The sequence below is a fragment of the Pseudomonas sp. HLS-6 genome (genome assembly GCF_002753995.1).
GTDB classification, from domain to species: Bacteria; Pseudomonadota; Gammaproteobacteria; order Pseudomonadales; family Pseudomonadaceae; genus Aquipseudomonas; species Aquipseudomonas defluvii.
Window position 1 is genome coordinate 3,295,209 of record NZ_CP024478.1, and the last position, 16,353, is coordinate 3,311,561.

General features: G+C 60.8%; 23 protein-coding genes and 1 tRNA gene. 17 read left to right on the forward strand and 7 right to left on the reverse strand.

Going from position 1 to position 16,353, the window contains the following annotated elements; genetic code table 11:
- Nucleotides 1–26: 26 nt before the first annotated feature.
- A complete protein-coding gene (locus CS390_RS15345) occupies nucleotides 27–623 on the forward strand; it encodes a hypothetical protein (protein ID WP_099775272.1) in 597 nt (198 codons plus the stop codon).
- 15 nt (nucleotides 624–638) lie between these two features.
- Here the strand turns inward: CS390_RS15345 and CS390_RS15350 are convergent, their stop codons facing one another.
- The gene (locus CS390_RS15350; RefSeq protein ID WP_157767148.1) at nucleotides 639–992 is read right to left on the reverse strand and encodes a hypothetical protein; all 354 of its coding nucleotides are present in this window, start codon (nucleotides 990–992) and stop codon (nucleotides 639–641) included.
- Between the two features lie 81 nt (nucleotides 993–1,073).
- On the opposite strand from CS390_RS15350, the gene CS390_RS15355 reads away from it, so the two are divergent.
- From CS390_RS15355 to CS390_RS15380, 6 genes are all read left to right on the forward strand, one after another.
- Nucleotides 1,074–2,861, forward strand: coding sequence for a DNA cytosine methyltransferase (locus CS390_RS15355; RefSeq protein WP_099775274.1), 1,788 nt, complete (start codon nucleotides 1,074–1,076; stop codon nucleotides 2,859–2,861).
- Nucleotides 2,862–2,945: 84 nt separating this feature from the next.
- Nucleotides 2,946–3,440, forward strand: coding sequence for a hypothetical protein (locus CS390_RS15360; RefSeq protein ID WP_099775275.1), 495 nt, complete (start codon nucleotides 2,946–2,948; stop codon nucleotides 3,438–3,440).
- Nucleotides 3,437–3,688: a hypothetical protein gene (locus CS390_RS15365; protein ID WP_099775276.1), complete on the forward strand. Its 252-nt coding sequence runs from the start codon at nucleotides 3,437–3,439 to the stop codon at nucleotides 3,686–3,688. Before CS390_RS15360 ends, CS390_RS15365 begins: the two co-directional genes overlap by 4 nt.
- The gene (locus CS390_RS15370) at nucleotides 3,685–3,987 is read left to right on the forward strand and encodes a hypothetical protein (RefSeq protein WP_099775277.1); all 303 of its coding nucleotides are present in this window, start codon (nucleotides 3,685–3,687) and stop codon (nucleotides 3,985–3,987) included. Before CS390_RS15365 ends, CS390_RS15370 begins: the two co-directional genes overlap by 4 nt.
- The gene (locus CS390_RS15375; RefSeq protein ID WP_099775278.1) at nucleotides 3,984–4,262 is read left to right on the forward strand and encodes a hypothetical protein; all 279 of its coding nucleotides are present in this window, start codon (nucleotides 3,984–3,986) and stop codon (nucleotides 4,260–4,262) included. The genes CS390_RS15370 and CS390_RS15375 overlap by 4 nt, the downstream gene beginning before the upstream one ends.
- Nucleotides 4,263–4,356: 94 nt before the next feature.
- Nucleotides 4,357–4,722 carry a hypothetical protein gene (locus CS390_RS15380; RefSeq protein WP_099775279.1) on the forward strand — a complete coding sequence of 122 codons (366 nt, stop codon included), beginning with the start codon at nucleotides 4,357–4,359 and terminating at the stop codon, nucleotides 4,720–4,722.
- A gap of 101 nt (nucleotides 4,723–4,823) precedes the next feature.
- Here CS390_RS15380 and CS390_RS15385 read toward each other — a convergent pair whose 3' ends face one another.
- Nucleotides 4,824–5,033 carry a hypothetical protein gene (locus tag CS390_RS15385; protein ID WP_099775280.1) on the reverse strand — a complete coding sequence of 70 codons (210 nt, stop codon included), beginning with the start codon at nucleotides 5,031–5,033 and terminating at the stop codon, nucleotides 4,824–4,826.
- Between the two features lie 111 nt (nucleotides 5,034–5,144).
- Between CS390_RS15385 and CS390_RS15390 the strand changes: the two genes are divergently transcribed.
- Genes CS390_RS15390 through CS390_RS15400 form a run of 3 tightly spaced genes read left to right on the forward strand, consistent with a single transcriptional unit; the run spans nucleotide 5,145 to nucleotide 6,904 of the window.
- The gene (locus tag CS390_RS15390) at nucleotides 5,145–5,567 is read left to right on the forward strand and encodes a hypothetical protein (RefSeq protein WP_099775281.1); all 423 of its coding nucleotides are present in this window, start codon (nucleotides 5,145–5,147) and stop codon (nucleotides 5,565–5,567) included.
- A gap of 44 nt (nucleotides 5,568–5,611) precedes the next feature.
- Nucleotides 5,612–5,854 (forward strand): DUF4224 domain-containing protein, encoded by a 243-nt coding sequence (locus CS390_RS15395; RefSeq protein ID WP_099775282.1) that lies wholly within the window; start codon nucleotides 5,612–5,614, stop codon nucleotides 5,852–5,854.
- The gene (locus tag CS390_RS15400) at nucleotides 5,855–6,904 is read left to right on the forward strand and encodes a tyrosine-type recombinase/integrase (protein ID WP_099775283.1); all 1,050 of its coding nucleotides are present in this window, start codon (nucleotides 5,855–5,857) and stop codon (nucleotides 6,902–6,904) included.
- Nucleotides 6,905–7,024: 120 nt separating this feature from the next.
- Here the strand turns inward: CS390_RS15400 and CS390_RS15405 are convergent.
- A tRNA-Ser gene (locus tag CS390_RS15405) sits at nucleotides 7,025–7,112 on the reverse strand.
- Between the two features lie 122 nt (nucleotides 7,113–7,234).
- Here CS390_RS15405 and CS390_RS15410 point away from each other — a divergent pair.
- The 7 genes from CS390_RS15410 to CS390_RS15440 all read left to right on the forward strand — a co-directional run bounded on the left by CS390_RS15410 (nucleotide 7,235) and on the right by CS390_RS15440 (nucleotide 11,894).
- Nucleotides 7,235–7,906 carry a Bax inhibitor-1/YccA family protein gene (locus CS390_RS15410; protein WP_065760993.1) on the forward strand — a complete coding sequence of 224 codons (672 nt, stop codon included), beginning with the start codon at nucleotides 7,235–7,237 and terminating at the stop codon, nucleotides 7,904–7,906.
- Between the two features lie 123 nt (nucleotides 7,907–8,029).
- Complete coding sequence (locus tag CS390_RS15415) at nucleotides 8,030–9,412, forward strand: nucleobase:cation symporter-2 family protein (RefSeq protein ID WP_099775284.1); 1,383 nt, start codon at nucleotides 8,030–8,032, stop codon at nucleotides 9,410–9,412.
- Between the two features lie 102 nt (nucleotides 9,413–9,514).
- Complete coding sequence (gene tusD / locus CS390_RS15420; RefSeq protein WP_065760995.1) at nucleotides 9,515–9,907, forward strand: sulfurtransferase complex subunit TusD; 393 nt, start codon at nucleotides 9,515–9,517, stop codon at nucleotides 9,905–9,907.
- A 1-nt stretch (nucleotide 9,908) separates the two neighbouring features.
- Nucleotides 9,909–10,268: a sulfurtransferase complex subunit TusC gene (gene tusC, locus CS390_RS15425; protein WP_099775285.1), complete on the forward strand. Its 360-nt coding sequence runs from the start codon at nucleotides 9,909–9,911 to the stop codon at nucleotides 10,266–10,268.
- Nucleotides 10,268–10,567 carry a sulfurtransferase complex subunit TusB gene (gene tusB, locus CS390_RS15430; protein WP_065760997.1) on the forward strand — a complete coding sequence of 100 codons (300 nt, stop codon included), beginning with the start codon at nucleotides 10,268–10,270 and terminating at the stop codon, nucleotides 10,565–10,567. Before tusC ends, tusB begins: the two co-directional genes overlap by 1 nt.
- On the forward strand, nucleotides 10,564–10,899 hold the full coding sequence (locus tag CS390_RS15435) for a TusE/DsrC/DsvC family sulfur relay protein (RefSeq protein ID WP_065760998.1): 336 nt from the start codon (nucleotides 10,564–10,566) through the stop codon (nucleotides 10,897–10,899). The genes tusB and CS390_RS15435 overlap by 4 nt, the downstream gene beginning before the upstream one ends.
- Entirely contained in the window at nucleotides 10,896–11,894 is a 999-nt protein-coding gene (locus CS390_RS15440; RefSeq protein WP_099775286.1) for a glycosyl transferase family protein, read from the forward strand. The genes CS390_RS15435 and CS390_RS15440 overlap by 4 nt, the downstream gene beginning before the upstream one ends.
- Nucleotides 11,895–11,968: 74 nt before the next feature.
- On the opposite strand, the gene cysG is transcribed toward CS390_RS15440, so the two are convergent.
- The 4 genes from cysG to CS390_RS15460 are packed head-to-tail and all read right to left on the reverse strand — an operon-like array spanning nucleotide 11,969 to nucleotide 16,349.
- The gene (gene cysG, locus CS390_RS15445; protein ID WP_065761000.1) at nucleotides 11,969–13,354 is read right to left on the reverse strand and encodes a siroheme synthase CysG; all 1,386 of its coding nucleotides are present in this window, start codon (nucleotides 13,352–13,354) and stop codon (nucleotides 11,969–11,971) included.
- Entirely contained in the window at nucleotides 13,355–14,635 is a 1,281-nt protein-coding gene (gene serS, locus CS390_RS15450) for a serine--tRNA ligase (RefSeq protein WP_065761001.1), read from the reverse strand.
- A gap of 17 nt (nucleotides 14,636–14,652) precedes the next feature.
- Entirely contained in the window at nucleotides 14,653–15,027 is a 375-nt protein-coding gene (crcB, locus tag CS390_RS15455; RefSeq protein WP_099775287.1) for a fluoride efflux transporter CrcB, read from the reverse strand.
- Nucleotides 15,024–16,349 carry a replication-associated recombination protein A gene (locus CS390_RS15460; RefSeq protein WP_099775288.1) on the reverse strand — a complete coding sequence of 442 codons (1,326 nt, stop codon included), beginning with the start codon at nucleotides 16,347–16,349 and terminating at the stop codon, nucleotides 15,024–15,026. Before CS390_RS15460 ends, crcB begins: the two co-directional genes overlap by 4 nt.
- Nucleotides 16,350–16,353: the final 4 nt, after the last annotated feature.

Sequence of the window (16,353 nt, forward strand, 5' to 3'; positions counted from 1 at the left end):
AGGGCGGCGCATGCATGGAGAAAGCCATGAAGGTCGATACTTCCACCATCACCAAGATCAGGATCAGCGATGTCCATGGCCTGGGTCCGGTGACCGTATTCATCGAAGACCACGGCGTTCGCGCAAAGTCAGGCGATCACGAAACGTGCGCAGGCAACCTTACCATTAGCTGCTACGGCCAGAGCTGGACCTGCTACTGGGGAAGCATGGGGCCGAGCACCGTGGCGCAATTCGTGACGAGCTGTGACGCCGACTACATCCTGAACTGCTTGAGTAGAGGACTGAGCGGAACGCAGTTCAGCGGCAACGCCCTCGTAGAGCTAGCCAGCAAGCGGGTGATCGATCGGCGCCGCAGGCGGAACGTCGAGGACTGGGAGGACTGCTACGAACTGAGCAAGCACGATGCCCGCAGCCTGTACGACCAGATCGACGAGCTAGGTTTCGTCGACGCTCCAGCGGGGTGCATGGCTCACGACGAGCTGCTGTCATCGATCTTCGGCGGCGATTGGGGGTATCAAGTCAGTGAGGGTGCTGTCGAGCCGAACCCGGATTACACCTACCTGAAGCGCATCGTTGAGGCGGTGCAGCAGGCGCTGGCGTCACAGCTGCCCGTCGCAGCTTGAGCAATGAGCTGCGCGCTAGCCCGCAAAAACACCGATAAAAGCCCCCAGCACAGCTAGCCATGTTGCGACATTCATATGCAGCACAGCAGATCTGCCATACCTTTCCTGTGCGGAGATGAATTCATCTGGCTCAAACTGCCCGTCTGATCTTAAGACCTCGCCCATCATTTGGGCTCGCTGGGCCGCGAGGATCGCAAACACCGTCATGATAGGGCCAGATTTTGAGGCCCACGCGTCGTGAGTACCCAGATAGTGGTAAACACCATAGACCACCGGAATGGTCAGCAAAGCCAGCAACGAAAATGCTCGGCACCAAAATCTGGCAGTCATAGCAGCCTTTTCAAAGGCTGAAACATGTCTTCCGATCAAGCCAATCTCCCACCGCACTTGGAATTGGCTTAGACAAATACCTCACTTCAACGAATCACGCCACCCCGGCGAGGAACGCCCATGTCTGCATTTCAGAAAAAGCCTACCTTCGACTTCAAAACCCAGTACGGCCTGGGCCTCAATCCGCAAGACGATGAGATCGTGGTCGACTTCTTCTGTGGTGGTGGCGGCGCCGGTACCGGGCTGGAGATGGGCCTTGGTCGGCCTGTGACCGTGGCCAAGAACCACAACCCGGCAGCGATCAGCATGCACACCGCCAACCACCCGCACGCCCGGCATTACACCACCGACGTGTTCGAGGGTGACCCTGACGAAGAATGCGGCGGTCGTGCTGTGGGCTGGTTCCACATGAGCCCGGACTGCACCCACCACAGTCAGGCCGCTGGCGGCCAACCCCGCAAGCGCGAGATCCGCAACCTGTCGTGGATCGGTCTGAAGTGGGCAGGCAAGAAGAAGCCACGGGTGATCAGCTTGGAGAACGTGAAGCAGATCCTGCAGTGGGGCCCGCTGATCGCCAAGCGCGACAAGGCTACTGGCCGGGTCATCACTCTGGACCTGGTGCCGCACCCAACCAAGCCAAAGGCAATGGTTAACCGGGTTGCTGCGCCCGGCGAGCAGGTTCCGGTTTCCAATCAATTCTTGGTACCAAACCCGAAGCGACGCGGCGTCACCTGGAGGCGCTTCGTAGCTTTGCTGGAAGGCATGGGTTATCAGGTCGAGTGGCGCGTCATCAGGGCCTGCGACTTCGGCGCCCCAACCAGCCGGGAGCGCCTGTTCATGATCGCCCGATGCGACGGCCAACCCATCATCTGGCCGGAGCCCACCCACGCCAAGAAGCCCGCCAAGGGCCAGCAGAAGTGGCGCACCGCTGCCGACTGCATCGACTGGACGGTGCCGAGCAAGAGCATCTTCGGTCGTAAGAAAGACTTGGCACCAGCCACCCTACGTCGTGTCGCCAAGGGGCTAAAGAAGTTCGTCATCGACAACCCGCAGCCATTCATTGTGCCGATTGCAAACTGGTCTGGTGAGCTGGCTCAGTCTGCTCAAGAGCCGTTGCGCACCATCACGTCATGGCCACGGGGCGGCAGCTTTGCCATGGCTAGCCCGGTAATGGCGCGAGCCACGCATCAGGCGAGCGACAAAGTCTCGGCCTTCATGGCCCAGATGAATGGCGGCTTCAATTCCACTGACGCCAAGGGCATAGACGAGCCCATGACCACGGTTACAAACACCGGCAGCCAACAGCAGTTGGTGACGGCAAACTTGGTTCACTTGCGCGGCAACTGCGATGCGCGAGACGCAACCGATCCGCTGCACACCATCAGCGCGGGCGGTACCCATCATGGATTGATGACGGCCTTCATGGAGCGGCAGTTTGGCGCGAGTGTTGGCCAGGCACTGGATGAGCCCGCCCCAACCATCACCGCTGGAGGCGGCGGCAAGAGTTCACTGGTGGAGCTGAAACTGTCGCCTGAGCAGGAGGCCGGCGCACTTCGTGTAGCCGCGTTCTTGATCAGCTACTACGGCACGGAGAACACCAGTGCGGCCAATCAACCAGCCCCAACCGTGACCACCAAGGACAGGCTCGGCCTGGTGACCGTGCACGTCAAAGGCACGCCGTATGTAATCGTCGATATCTGCCTGCGGATGCTACAGCCGCATGAGCTCTACCGAGCCCAGGGCTTCCCCGCCGACTACATCATCGACAAAGGCACCGACGGTAGGAGGTTCACCAAGACCGAACAGGTGCACATGTGCGGCAACAGCGTCAGCCCACCGCCGATGGCAGCACTGGCCAGGGCAAATGACCCGTGGCGAGCTACTGAGCACCAATCAAAGGCCGCATAACGCAAAGAGTACATTTGTACTCCACCCCGAAATACCCCTCTCCCCTCTATTGAACAGCCGCGATATGGCGGCCAAGGAATCCCTATGCTTGATGAAAATATCCACGAAACCCTGAGCATGCTCACTGCAAGTCAACTGGCCAAGCTGCTTGTCATGCGCAAAGGGCTTGAGTTCGGATACACCTACACGTTCACCGACGACGATGGGCAGGATATCGACATCGACCTGGCTTTTCTGGCCGCAGCACCGGGTGATTTGCTGGAGGCTCTGTTCGACGAAAACGAGCATGACGACGCCATCAACGAGGTGCGCTACGAGGCCGAAGATGTTCACGGAATCCCGTATTGGTGCCACTACAGCTGGAATCGTAACTACGAGATCGACGTTAAAGCCTTCATCCTGCCCGATGGCCGTGCCCTGGCTTTCTGCGAGATGAGCGGCGGAGGCAAGCACGGCGAGCCGAATGCCTACCCGTGGGTGGATGAGGCCAAGTTCATCAAGGTCGCCGGCGTCGAGGAAAGGGTCATCAAGACCTACAAGTTCGAGGAAATTCCAGAATCTGCTGAGGTCGAGCAATGACCCGTCTCGCCCTCTGCCTCCTGCTGCTGGCCACCGGCGCCAGCGCAACCGAGAACGTCATCGACGTGCAGCACGACAGCCAGCGCGGCGTCACCTGCTATCTGCTCAATGGGGTCGGCATCAGCTGCATCCCCGACAGCCAGCTAAAGCCCGGCAACGAGCGCCAGCTCTCCCCGCACGAAACCCAACCCGAACCCACACCTGCTGCCGCGCCGGCGGCCTGGAATGATGAGAGGTATCAGCTGTGAGTGAAAAGAAGCGTGACTATGTCCGTGACGAATTTCTTGAGTGGCTGGCTGATGAGTGCCGGTTACGCGGAGAAAGCTACACGATCTGCACCGATCAGGACCGTTTTGATCGTTACAGGCTGGTTTGGGTGCAGACATCCTGGATTGCATGGCAGGCCAGTCGTGAGGCTGTTGTAGTCGAGCGGCCAGATAAGTGCGAGTTCGCAGAGCCTGGCGGCGATTACGAGAAGGGCTATCGCCAGGGTCTACGCAGCATGGTCGACATGATCGAGGCCGAAGGCTTCAAGGTGGCGCCATGAGCCTGTTCCAGTGCTACGAATGCGGTTGCCGGGAGAATACGGCGCTATGCAACTTCTGGGGCAGGATGGCGGATGCCGGCGGCAAATGGCGCGGGCTACCTAGCCAACCCTGGATGCTGTGTTCGGCTTGTGACCCACGCATCCATGAATGGCACAGACAGTTCGAGCGCCTGTACTTGCCGAAAGGCGAGTTTCGCACGAACGCCCAGGGCAACCTTGAGCACGTCGCAACCGGAAAGCTTTGCCATGAATACCTGGCCGAGGCGCAGCCATGACCAACCTGATCGAAGTGAAGACCTGCACCTGCCCATCCGGCGACAGCTCACTGCGCTGGCCGTGCCCGGTTCATCCGCCGAAGGAGGCCCAGCCATGAACCTCGAGACACTGAAGACGCTGGCGGAGCGAGTGATGAATGACCGGCGATTCTGCTGCGACGAACAGCACCGGCTCCTGGCCGAAGGCGTTCTTGCTCTTTTCGACGAGAACGAGGCACTGCGCAAGGATGCCGAGCGCAGCAAGCGCATGCTGTTGGATGCCTGCGTCTCCATCGGCAGCATTGGCGAAGCCCTCGGCCTGGATATGGACGCCGACGCCGACATGATGATCGGAACGGCCCGCGACCTGATCGATGGACTGAACCGCATCATCAAGGAATGCCCGCTGGGAACCCCCGGTTTTGCCATCGCCACCGAGGTGCTTGGGGAGCTTGGTGTGCAGCAGGAGGCCCAGCCATGATCGCCCTCGCCTACATGGCCTACCTGATTTTGAAGGGGCCGAGGCCATGACAGCAATCAGCCTTCACCAAGGCGACTGCTTGGAGGTGATGAGGTCGATACTCAGCCGGATCCATAGCTATCTTTTTTGCGAGCAAAGGCTTCATCCAGCAGCTTCTGGACCTCATCACGCTCTTTCAGACTGTTCTTCCGGGCAGTGTCTATGTGCTTAGCCATAGCACGCTCGGCACATTCGAGAGGCCCTGGCTGTGGTTCTTGGTTTGCCGGGTCTTCTTCAGGAAAGTCTTCAAAGTAATCAGACCACTCACCCATTTTTTGCTCCTCCAAGTGTGAGCTTGATTAAAGCTCAAATCTGACGACTTCAAGCCACTCCCCCTACAACAACTCAAGCCTGCCGATAGGCGGGCATGGAGAGCTATTGCCATGACGAAAGAAGAACTGGCCGCCAAGCTTAGCGGCATCGACTACCCAGCACGCCACGGCATCCCTGGCGAGTTTATCCGAGCAGCCCAGCATGCTGGACTGGTGATCCTCTACGGAGCCAGCGATGACCTGATGGAATTTGAAGGCGCAAGGCGCGAGGAGGTCTCCTGCTATGAGGGCGGAACGGCGTGGGTAGACGATCAAGGAGTACTGCCTGATCGCGACACCCTGGAGGAAGACGAAGAGATCGCCGACTACGTCCAGCGGAAAAAGACCGCCCGGCCAATTGAGGCTCTGTGGTGCCAGGAAGGCGGCTACAGCTGGACCTACAAGACCGACATCCCACACGCGACCTTTGAAGTGGTTGAGGACGGCGAGCCGTACTGCCGCGGCATCGTTTTCGACTTGTCTGATCTGACCTAACCCCTCCCCACCTCTGCCGCCATGCGCGGCGTGGAGCCTATCCCATGGAAACCGAAATCCTTTCGGACACAGAACTGGCCGAACTGACCGGCTACAAGGCCAGGGGCTGGCAGCGCCGCTGGCTCAATGAGCGTCACTGGCACTTTGTCGAGAGCCGCGGCGGCCGCCCCCTGGTGGGCCGCCAGTACGCCCGCATGAAGCTGGGCATCACCCTTGAAGTTGTGCCCGTGACACCGCCGCCGATGCCTGAGCCAACCTGGACCCCTGACCTTTCCCGAGTGAACTAAATGCGACCGCGAAAAACCGAAAATCGGGACCTGCCCCCGAACATGTACCGCCGCAAGCGGAAGCGCAAGAACGGCAAGGAATGGGTCCGGTACTACTTCCGTGACCCGCAGGGCAAGGATATTCCCCTGGGCCCAGACCTCGACCAAGCCCGCTTGAAATGGGCCGAACTGGAGGCGAAGGAAAAGCCGCAAGACCTACGCCTGATGAAAGCGATCTTCGACAGGTATGAACGAGACATTATTCCGAAGAAGGGGGCGCGCACGCAGAAGGACAACCTCTCTGAGCTGCGACAGCTTCGACCTGTGTTCGATAGCGCACCAATCGATGCGCTTACACCAGCAATGATTGCGCAGTACCGCGATGCCAGGTCGGCGAAGGTACGGGCAAATCGTGAAATTGCCACCCTCTCCCACGTATTCAATATGGCCAGGGAATGGGGGCTTACCGCAAAGGAGAACCCCTGCCAGGGTGTTCGCAAAAACAAGGAGACGCCTCGGGACTACTACGCCAATGACGCGGTATGGGATGCGGTCTACAAGAAAGCAGTACCTGAACTGAAAGACGCCATGGACTTGGCGTATCTGACGGGCCAGCGTCCTGCGGACGTACTGGTGATGAGAAGGGACGATATCGAGGGCGCTTATCTGGTTGTGCAGCAGAACAAGACACACAAGAAGCTGCGCATCATGCTCTCGGTGGACGGCGTAGATAACAGCCTTGGCAAGCTGATTAAGCAGATGGCCGCCCGGAACCAGGAACACAGCTCCAGCTACTTGATTGTCAGTGAGCGAGGAAAGCGCATGTCTGCGCCGATGCTGCGTAATCGCTGGGATGAAGCTCGAGCACTGGCCAGATCGACAGCCCTGGAGGACGGAGACAGTCTCTTGGCATCTCGCATCGCACAGTTCCAGTTCCGCGATATCCGTCCGAAGGCAGCATCCGAAATCAAGGATATTGAGGACGCCAGCCTGCTGCTAGGACACACCAAGGGCGACATAACGGAACGCGTTTACAGGCGCGTCGGCGCCATCGCGAAGCCTTCAAAATAAGGGGAGTTTTGGAACACATCCATAAAAGTTATGGAACGCTTGGGTATTTTGGAAGGAAACGCAGGGACTTTTCACGCCTCCAGAAACGCAAAAAGCCCTGAATAATCAGGGCTTTGAATATGGCGGAAGCGTAGAGATTCGAACTCTAGGATAGTTGCCCATCGACGGTTTTCAAGACCGTTGCCTTAAACCACTCGGCCACGCTTCCTCGGCTTTGCGGGCGCCATAATACCGAAATGAAACAAGCTGTCAAACTCTCTGTGTAGCCGCTTTGCATGCCTCTGTTATGATCTTTGCATCTGAACGTTTCAAAACCACAGGAGTGTCGCCATGCGCGAACAGGATTACGCCGTCAATCACGGCCTGCAGGTCGAGCAGCAAGAAGTCAGCCGCGTCCTGCGTAACACGTACGGCCTTCTGGCTTTAACCCTTGTTTTCAGCGGCATCATGGCCTACGTGGCCCAGCAGATGCGCGTCGGCTACCCGAACGTGTTCGTGGTGCTGATCGGCTTTTATGGCCTGTTCTTCCTCACCAACAAGCTGCGTGATTCGGTCTGGGGCCTGGTCTCCACGTTCGCCCTCACCGGTTTCATGGGTTTCATCCTCGGCCCTATCCTCAACCGTTACCTGGGCATGCAGGGCGGCGCTGAAGTCGTCAGCTCGGCATTCGCCATGACCGCGCTGGTGTTCGGCGGCCTGTCGGCCTATGTGCTGATCACCCGCAAGGACATGAGCTTCCTGGGTGGCTTCATCACCGCCGGTTTCTTCGTGCTGATGGGCGCAGTACTGGCCAGCCTGTTCTTCCAGATCAGCGGCCTGCAACTGGCGATCAGCGCCGGCTTCGTGCTGTTCTCGTCGGTCTGCATTCTGTTCCAGACCAGCGCGATCATCCACGGTGGTGAGCGTAACTACATCATGGCAACCATCAGCCTGTATGTATCGATCTACAACCTGTTCGTCAGCCTGCTGCAGCTGTTCGGCCTGATGGGTCGCGACGACTGATAGCCCGGTAGTGTACGAAAGCCCACTTCGGTGGGCTTTTTCATGGGTGGCGTTTGGGCTTTGCCAAATGGGTGTGCCACCGTAGAATGCGCTCCTTTTTTCTCCCGGGGCAGCACACTACCCATGAGCGCAATCGAACACCGGCCCGACGCACCTGCGCAGGCCAATGAACTGGTCCTGGGTCTGGAAGACCGCCCTCGCCCGCTGATCGGCCTGCTGGCCGCCCTGCAGCACTTGCTGGCGATCATCGTGCCGATCGTGACCCCCGGCCTGCTGATTTGCCAGGCACTGGGGGTTTCAGCCCGCGATACCAACCTGATCGTGTCGATGTCGCTGGTCATCTCCGGGATTGCCACCTTTGTGCAGTGCCGCCGCTTCGGGCCGTTTGGCGCCGGGTTGCTGATCGTTCAGGGCACAAGCTTCAACTTTGTCGGCCCGCTGATCGCTGGCGGTGCGTTGATGGTCAAGCAAGGCACGCCGGTAGAAGGCGTGATGGCAGCCATCTTTGGTGTGGTCATTGCCGGCTCGTTCGTGGAGATGGGTATTTCCCGGATCCTGCCGTTCGTCAAGCGCCTGATCACCCCGCTGGTGACCGGTATCGTGGTGCTGATGATCGGCCTGACCCTGATCAAGGTCGGCCTGATCAGCATGGGTGGCGGCTTCGCGGCCATGGCCAACGGCACCTTCGCCAACGGTGAGAACCTGCTGCTGTCAGGTGTGGTGCTGGCGATTATCGTGGTGCTCAACCGTATTCCTGTGGTCTGGATGCGCAGTTGCGCCATCGTCATTGCCCTGGCCGTGGGCTATGCGCTGGCCGGTTATATGGGCCGCCTGGACTTTACCGGCATGCACCAGGCCGAGCTGTTCCAGGTGCCGATGCCGCTGCACTTCGGCCTGAGCTTCTCCTGGGCACTGTTTATCCCGATGCTGGTGATCTACCTGGTGACCTCGCTGGAAGCCATCGGTGACGTAACCGCCACCAGTAAGGTGTCGCGCCAGCCGGTAGAAGGCCCGGTGTGGATGCAACGGATCAAGGGCGGCGTGCTGGTGAACGGCGCCAACTCGCTGTTGGCCGGCGTGTTCAACACCTTCCCCAGCTCGATCTTCGCCCAGAACAATGGGGTGATTCAGTTGACCGGTATCGCCAGCCGCCATATCGGTGTGTGGATCGCCGCAATGCTGGTACTGCTGGGCCTGTTCCCGGCAGTGGCCGGTGTGATTCAGGCGGTGCCTGAGCCGGTATTGGGTGGCGCAGCGATGGTGATGTTCGGGGCTGTGGCGGCGTCGGGTATCAATATCCTCGCCAGCATCAGCCTGGACCGCCGCGCACTGCTGATTATCTCGGTGTCGCTGGCGCTGGGGCTGGGTGTGGCGCAAGTACCGGAGTTCCTCGCCCATATGCCGTCGGCACTGCGCAATGTGCTGGAGTCGGGTGTCGCCACCGGCGGGATCTGTGCACTGGTGTTGAACTGGTTTCTGCCAGAAAGCAGCGCGCACAAGGCCTGATTGGCGGCGCCTCGCGCCTGGCAACCGATAGAACAGGAAGCCCGCAGCCCGCTGCGGGCTTTTTGCTTTATTATTCCCACAGATTTGCTGACAGAGCCTCCCATGAAGTTCGCGATTGCGGTTTTTTCCCCGGCCCATGCGCCCTCCTCGCGCCGCGCCCTGCTGTTCGCCCAAGCCGTACTGGCAGGCGGGCACGAGATCGTCCGGTTGTTTTTCTACCAGGATGGCGTTCACAGCGCTTCAAGCACTGTGGTCACGCCCCAGGATGAGCTGGATGTTCCAGCCCAGTGGCGCACCTTCGTCAGCGAGCAACAGCTCGATGGCGTGGTGTGCATTGCCGCCGCCTTGCGCCGTGGCGTGCTGAACGCAGAAGAAGCCCAACGCTATCAGCGCCAGGCGGCAAACCTGTCGGCGCCTTGGGAGCTGTCAGGCCTTGGCCAGTTGCATGAGGCCGCACAAACCGCCGACCGCCTGGTCTGCTTTGGAGGTGATTGAGATGGCCAAGTCCCTGTTGATCATCAGCCGCCAAGCGCCGTGGGCAGGCCCGTCGGCCCGCGAGGCACTGGACATCGCCCTGGCCGGCGGTGCCTTTGACCTGCCATTGGGCATGCTGTTTCTCGATGATGGTGTGTTCCAGCTCGCACCCGGCCAGCAACCCGCACAGCTGCAGCAGAAGAACCTTGCAGCGAACCTGCAGGCGCTGCCCATGTTCGGCGTAGAAGAATTGTTTGCCGCCCGCACCAGCCTGCTCGAGCGCGGCCTTTGTGCCGACCAGCTGAGCTTGCCGGTAGAAGTGCTGGACGACGCTGCGCTGGCAGCGCTGATTGACCGTTTTGACCAGGTGGTAACCCTCTGATGAGCACCCTGCACGTCATTTCCCACTCACCCTTTGGCGACGACCGCCTGAGCAGCTGCCTGCGCCTGCTCGGCCCCGCCGATGGCCTGTTGCTCTGCGGCGATGCGGTGTATGCCCTGCAACCCGGCAGCGCGCCGCTGAGCACCCTGCTCGCCCACAACCTTGGCGAGCGCCTGTTTGCCCTTGAAGAAGACCTGCAGGCACGCGCCATTGCGGCAGATACCTTGGCCCGCAGCGTCGATTACCCGGCTTTCGTGGCCCTGTCCCTGCAATACGACAAGGTCAACAGCTGGTTATGAGTACCCTGACTGTCGGCACCCGCGACATTGCGCTGGATAAAGATGGCTACCTGCTGGAACTGAGTGACTGGTCCAGCGAGGTCGCCGCCGCGTTGGCTGAGCGTGAAGCACTGGAACTGACCCCCGAGCACTGGGAAGTACTGGAACTGCTGCGTCAGTTCTACCAGGAGTTCCAGCTGTCGCCAGCCACCCGCCCGCTGATCAAATACACAGCCTTGAAGCTGGGCCCGGAAAAAGGCAACAGCCTGCACCTGAATCGCCTGTTCAAGGGCACCCCTGCCAAACTCGCCGCCAAGCTGGCGGGCCTGCCGAAGCCAACCAATTGCATATGACCGATCCTCGCCCGCTGACCCTCGAAACCCCGGCTGAGCACCCTTTCGCCCAATTTGTGCGCATCCTTGGCAAAGGCAAGCGCGGCGCTCGCGGCCTGACCCGCGAAGAAGCCCGTGAGGCCATGGGCATGCTGCTCGACGAGAAGGTCGAAGAAACCCAGCTGGGTGCGTTCCTGATGCTGTTGCGGCACAAGGAAGAGAGCCCCGAGGAACTGGCAGGCTTCACCGAAGCCCTGCGCCAGCGCCTGCAAGCGCCGCCAATGCAGGTCGACCTCGACTGGCCAAGCTACGCGGGCAAGAAACGTCACCTGCCCTGGTTCCTGCTGGCGGCCAAGTGCCTGGCAGCAAACGGCGTGCGTATCCTGATGCATGGCGGCGGTGCGCATACCGCGGGGCGCCTGTACACCGAGCAACTGCTCGACCTGCTGCAGATTCCGCTGTGCCGCGACTGGAATGCCGTGTCCAAGGCGCTGGATAACCAGCACCTGGCGTTTGCTCCATTGCAGGACTGGGCGCCCCCGTTGCAGCGGATGATCGACCTGCGCAACACTCTGGGACTGCGTTCCCCCATCCACTCCCTGGCCCGCGTGCTCAACCCGTTGGGCGCGCGCTGCGGCCTGCAGAGTATCTTCCACCCCGGCTATCAGGCAGTGCATCGCGAAGCCAGCCGACTGCTCGCTGACACGGCCATTGTGGTCAAGGGCGACGGGGGTGAGATAGAGGTCAACCCGGACAGCGCCAGCCATTTGTATGGCACGGCAGGCGGGCAGGATTGGGATGAGGAATGGCCAGCGCTCGCCGCACAGCGCCATGTCAAACCGGCCAGCCTGGAGCCGGAGCATTTACTGGCGGTCTGGCGCGGTGAGGCCTGCGACAGCTACGGTGAAATGGCTTTGATCTCGACCATGGCCCTGGCCCTGCGCGGGCTGGGCGATGACCGTGAAAACGCGTTTGCCAAGGCACGGGCGTACTGGGACGCACGCCCGCTCGGCTAATGACCTAGTAGGCCGACAATGAAGGCGCCGCACAGGCGGCGCCCATCGCTGCAATTGCCAACAAGGGCCAGTTTTTACTGGGCGCCTTCGAACCAGGCGAGCTTGTCACGCAGTTGCACCACCTCACCGACGATGACCAGCGTTGGCGCATGGACTTCATGCTCCGCCACCAGTGTCGGCAGGTCAGCCAACGTGCCGGTAAAGACCCGCTGGTTGGGCGTGGTGCCCTGCTGAACCAGCGCCGCCGGGGTATCGGCGGCACGACCATGACGGATCAGCTCGGCACAGATGGTCGGCAGCCCCACCAGCCCCATGTAGAACACCAGGGTTTGCGCAGGCGCCACCAGATCGTTCCACGGCAAGTTGCTGGTGCCATCCTTGAGATGACCGGTCACGAAGCGCACTGACTGCGCATAGTCACGGTGGGTCAGCGGGATACCGGCATACGCCGAGCAACCACTGGCCGCCGTGATACCGGGTACTACCTGGAATGGAATACCCTGCTCCGCCAGTTCCTCGATTTCCTCGCCGCCACGCCCAAAGATGAACGGATCGCCCCCCTTGAGCCGCAGCACGCGCTTGCCTTGCTTGGCCAGGTCAACCAAAAGCTGATTGATCTGATCCTGAGGCACGGCGTGATCGGCGCGACGCTTGCCAACGTAAATACGCTCGGCATCACGACGGCACAGCTCAATGATTGCCGGTGCCACCAGGCGGTCATAGAGCACCACATCCGCTTGCTGCATCAGGCGCAAGGCGCGGAACGTCAACAGATCAGGATCGCCAGGACCAGCGCCAACCAGGTACACCTCGCCTGACGTCTGCGCGGGTACGCCGTCTACCTTGGCTTGCAACAAACGCTCGGCTTCAGCACCCTGCCCGGCCAGTTGGCGCTCGGCAATCGGCCCCTGAAAGACATCTTCCCAGAAGCCGCGGCGCTGGTTGACGTCTGGGTAGAGCGCTTTCACCTTGTGGCGAAAACGTGCAGCCAGGCCGGCCAGTTCGCCATAAGCCGCAGGGATCCAGGTTTCCATCTTGGCCCGGATCAACCGAGCCAGGACCGGTGCATCACCGCCGCTGGACACCGCAACAACCAGTGGCGAACGGTCGACAATGGCCGGGAAAATCACCGAGCACAACGCAGGCGCATCGACCACATTGACCGGCACACAACGCTTGCGGGCATCGGCAGACACCTGAGCATTGAGTTCCTGGTCATCAGTAGCCGCGATGATCAACTGACAACCGTCCAGATCGCTTTCCTGATACCCACGGGACAGGAGTTCACCACCGCTGTGCCGGGCGAGCTCGGCCAATTGCCCTTCGATCTCGGGCGCAACCACACGCAGTACGGCGCCGGCATCTGCCAGCAAGCGAGATTTGCGCAAGGCAATCTCGCCGCCACCTACGACCAGCACACGGCTGCCACGCAGGTTGTGGAACAGCGGTAGAAATTCCATTTAGCCGATAACCTCCAGGCCACCCATGTAAGGCTTGAGGACTTCAGGCACGCGGATCGAGCCATCGGCTTGCTGGTAGTTCTCCAGCACTGCCACCAGCGTACGCCCCACCGCCAGGCCAGAACCGTTGAGGGTGTGCACCAGTTCCGGCTTGCCGGTTTCCGGGTTACGCCAGCGGGCCTGCATACGACGGGCCTGGAAGTCACCACAGTTGGAGCACGAGGAAATTTCGCGGTACTTGTCCTGGCTCGGCACCCAGACTTCCAGGTCGTAGGTCTTGGTGGCGCTGAAACCCATGTCGCCGGTGCACAGCGCCAGCACGCGGTATGGCAGCTCGAGGGCTTGCAGTACGCGCTCGGCGTTCGCCGTCAGGCCTTCCAGGGCTTCCATGGACTTGCTCGGCTCAACGATCTGAACCATCTCGACCTTGTCGAACTGGTGCTGACGGATCATGCCGCGGGTATCACGGCCCGACGCACCGGCTTCACTGCGGAAGCATGGGGTGTGGGCAACGAACTTGATCGGCAGTTGCTTGGCGTCGAGGATCTCGCCAGCGACGATGTTGGTCAGCGACACTTCAGCGGTCGGGATCAGGTAGAAGTCGGCTTCGCCTTCACGGCTGATCTTGAACAGGTCTTCCTCGAACTTCGGCAGCTGGCCAGTGCCTTGCAGCGCAGGTGCTTGAACCAGGTACGGGGTGTAGGCCTCTTCGTAACCGTGCTCGTTGATGTGCAGGTTGATCATGAACTGGGCCAGGGCACGGTGCAGGCGCGCAATCGGGCCACGCAGCAGGGCAAAACGTGCGCCCGACAGCTTGGCTGCGGTCTCGAAGTCCAGCCAGCCGTTCTTCTCGCCTAGGGCGACGTGATCCTGGACCGGGAAATCAAAGGCTTTCGGGGTGCCCCAGCGGCGCACTTCGACGTTGCCTTCTTCGTCTTCACCGACCGGCACGGAAGCGTCCGGCAGGTTCGGAATGCCCATCAGAATGCCATCCAGCTCGGACTGGATGCTGTCCAGCTCGACCTTGCCGCTGGCCAGTTCGGCCGCCATGCGCTCGACGTCAGCCATCAGCGGAGCGATGTCTTCGCCCTTGGCCTTGGCCTGGCCGATGGACTTGGAACGGGCGTTACGCTCGGCCTGCAGCTGCTCGGTGCGGGTTTGCACCACCTTGCGGCGCTCTTCCAGTGCTTCGATGCGCGCGACATCCAGGCTGAAGCCACGGGAGGCCAGGCGGTCCGCCACTTCCTGAAGTTGGCCGCGTAACAGTTTGGAATCGAGCATATCGTTCTCTCGTTGGTTCAGAATTTGGTCAAAGACAGGCCAGCCCAGGTTGCGAGCAGGCCGCCAAGTACGCTGAGCGCGGCATAGCCGAACGCCAGCGGCGCCTGCCCGCTTTCGAGCAGGCGCACGGTATCCAGTGAAAAGGATGAAAAGGTAGTCAAGCCGCCAAGAAAACCGACAATCAGGCCGGCCCTCAACTCGACCGGTACCAGCGGGCGATGCAAAAACAAACCGTACAACAGCCCGATCAACAAGCATCCAATCAGATTGACTGCCAGCGTACCGAGATAGAAGTGGCGTGGCCAGTGCGCGTTCACCCAATTGGCTGTGGCAAAGCGCAGCAAGGTACCGGCAATGCCGCCTGCACTCACCGCCGCAACAACCGCAATCATGGTTTTCTCCGTTGCCGGGGGCTTTGCCGGTCCAGCTCAGCCAGGTGCTTGAGCTTTTCGCCGATCTTCAGCTCAAGGCCGCGCGGTACCGGTTGATAGTACTGGCGCGGTTCCAGGTTGTCGGGGAAGTAATCTTCGCCAGCGGCATAGGCATCCGGCTCGTCGTGGGCATAACGGTACTCGTCCCCGTAGCCCAACTGCTTCATCAGTTTGGTCGGCGCGTTGCGCAAATGCAGCGGCACCTCAAGCGAACCGTGCTCGGCGGCTTCGCGCATGGCAGCCTTGAAGCCCATGTACACCGCGTTACTCTTCGGCGCACAGGCCAGGTAGGTAATCGCTTGCGCCACCGCCAGCTCGCCTTCCGGGCTGCCCAGGCGCTCCTGCACATCCCAGGCGGCCAGGCACAGGCTTAACGCGCGAGGGTCGGCGTTGCCGATGTCTTCACTGGCCATGCGCACCACGCGCCGGGCAATGTAGAGTGGGTCGCACCCGCCGTCGAGCATCCGCGCAAACCAGTACAGCGCACCGTCGGGGTTGGAGCCACGCACCGATTTGTGCAGTGCCGAAATCTGGTCGTAGAACGCCTCTCCGCCCTTGTCGAAACGGCGACGGGTATCGCCCAGCAGGCTTTGCAGCAAATCGACGCCGATCTCACTGCCGTCTTCGGCCAAGTCCGAGGCGTTTTCCAGCAGGTTGAGCAAACGCCGGCCATCGCCATCCGCCGCCGCCAAGAGCATCTTGAAGCCTTCATCGCCCAAGCTGAGCTGGCGCTTGCCCAGGCCACGTTCTTCGCTCAGCGCACGCTGCACCAGCTTGCGCAACGCCGCTTCGTCGAGGCTTTTCAGCACATAGACCCGCGCCCGCGACAGCAAGGCGTTGTTCAATTCAAACGAAGGGTTCTCGGTGGTCGCGCCAATGAAGATCAGCGTGCCGTCTTCGACGTAGGGCAGGAAAGCATCCTGCTGCGACTTGTTGAAACGGTGCACTTCATCGACGAACAGGATGGTCCGGCGACCATAATGGCCGGCTTGCTGCTTGGCGATTTCTACCGCATGACGGATCTCCTTGACCCCGGCCAGCACGGCCGACACCGTTTCGAAGTGGGCATCGCAAAACTGCGCCAGCAGCCGCGCCAGGGTGGTCTTGCCCACCCCTGGCGGCCCCCAGAAGATCATCGAGTGCAGCGCGCCCTGTTCCAGTGCTTCACGCAGTGGCTTGCCACGCGCCAGCAGGTGCTCCTGACCGACGTACTCGTCCAGGTTGGCCGGGCGCAGACGCGCGGCCAAGGGCTGGGCAACAGGCTCACTACGAAACAGGTCCATCAAC

Excerpts from the sequence above, each read along its gene's own strand:
- CS390_RS15365 (WP_099775276.1), top strand. The coding sequence starts at position 3,437 with ATGACCCGTCTCGCCCTCTGCCTCCTGCTGCTGGCCACCGGCGCCAGC.
- tusD (WP_065760995.1), top strand. The coding sequence starts at position 9,515 with ATGAAGTTCGCGATTGCGGTTTTTTCCCCGGCCCATGCGCCCTCCTCG.
- CS390_RS15460 (WP_099775288.1), bottom strand. The coding sequence starts at position 16,349 with ATGGACCTGTTTCGTAGTGAGCCTGTTGCCCAGCCCTTGGCCGCGCGT.
- CS390_RS15400 (WP_099775283.1), top strand. The coding sequence starts at position 5,855 with ATGCGACCGCGAAAAACCGAAAATCGGGACCTGCCCCCGAACATGTAC.
- cysG (WP_065761000.1), bottom strand. The coding sequence starts at position 13,354 with ATGGAATTTCTACCGCTGTTCCACAACCTGCGTGGCAGCCGTGTGCTG.
- CS390_RS15360 (WP_099775275.1), top strand. The coding sequence starts at position 2,946 with ATGCTTGATGAAAATATCCACGAAACCCTGAGCATGCTCACTGCAAGT.
- CS390_RS15375 (WP_099775278.1), top strand. The coding sequence starts at position 3,984 with ATGAGCCTGTTCCAGTGCTACGAATGCGGTTGCCGGGAGAATACGGCG.
- CS390_RS15380 (WP_099775279.1), top strand. The coding sequence starts at position 4,357 with ATGAACCTCGAGACACTGAAGACGCTGGCGGAGCGAGTGATGAATGAC.
- tusB (WP_065760997.1), top strand. The coding sequence starts at position 10,268 with ATGAGCACCCTGCACGTCATTTCCCACTCACCCTTTGGCGACGACCGC.
- CS390_RS15410 (WP_065760993.1), top strand. The coding sequence starts at position 7,235 with ATGCGCGAACAGGATTACGCCGTCAATCACGGCCTGCAGGTCGAGCAG.
- CS390_RS15395 (WP_099775282.1), top strand. The coding sequence starts at position 5,612 with ATGGAAACCGAAATCCTTTCGGACACAGAACTGGCCGAACTGACCGGC.
- CS390_RS15440 (WP_099775286.1), top strand. The coding sequence starts at position 10,896 with ATGACCGATCCTCGCCCGCTGACCCTCGAAACCCCGGCTGAGCACCCT.
- crcB (WP_099775287.1), bottom strand. The coding sequence starts at position 15,027 with ATGATTGCGGTTGTTGCGGCGGTGAGTGCAGGCGGCATTGCCGGTACC.
- serS (WP_065761001.1), bottom strand. The coding sequence starts at position 14,635 with ATGCTCGATTCCAAACTGTTACGCGGCCAACTTCAGGAAGTGGCGGAC.
- CS390_RS15345 (WP_099775272.1), top strand. The coding sequence starts at position 27 with ATGAAGGTCGATACTTCCACCATCACCAAGATCAGGATCAGCGATGTC.
- CS390_RS15435 (WP_065760998.1), top strand. The coding sequence starts at position 10,564 with ATGAGTACCCTGACTGTCGGCACCCGCGACATTGCGCTGGATAAAGAT.
- CS390_RS15355 (WP_099775274.1), top strand. The coding sequence starts at position 1,074 with ATGTCTGCATTTCAGAAAAAGCCTACCTTCGACTTCAAAACCCAGTAC.
- tusC (WP_099775285.1), top strand. The coding sequence starts at position 9,909 with ATGGCCAAGTCCCTGTTGATCATCAGCCGCCAAGCGCCGTGGGCAGGC.
- CS390_RS15385 (WP_099775280.1), bottom strand. The coding sequence starts at position 5,033 with ATGGGTGAGTGGTCTGATTACTTTGAAGACTTTCCTGAAGAAGACCCG.
- CS390_RS15390 (WP_099775281.1), top strand. The coding sequence starts at position 5,145 with ATGACGAAAGAAGAACTGGCCGCCAAGCTTAGCGGCATCGACTACCCA.
- CS390_RS15415 (WP_099775284.1), top strand. The coding sequence starts at position 8,030 with ATGAGCGCAATCGAACACCGGCCCGACGCACCTGCGCAGGCCAATGAA.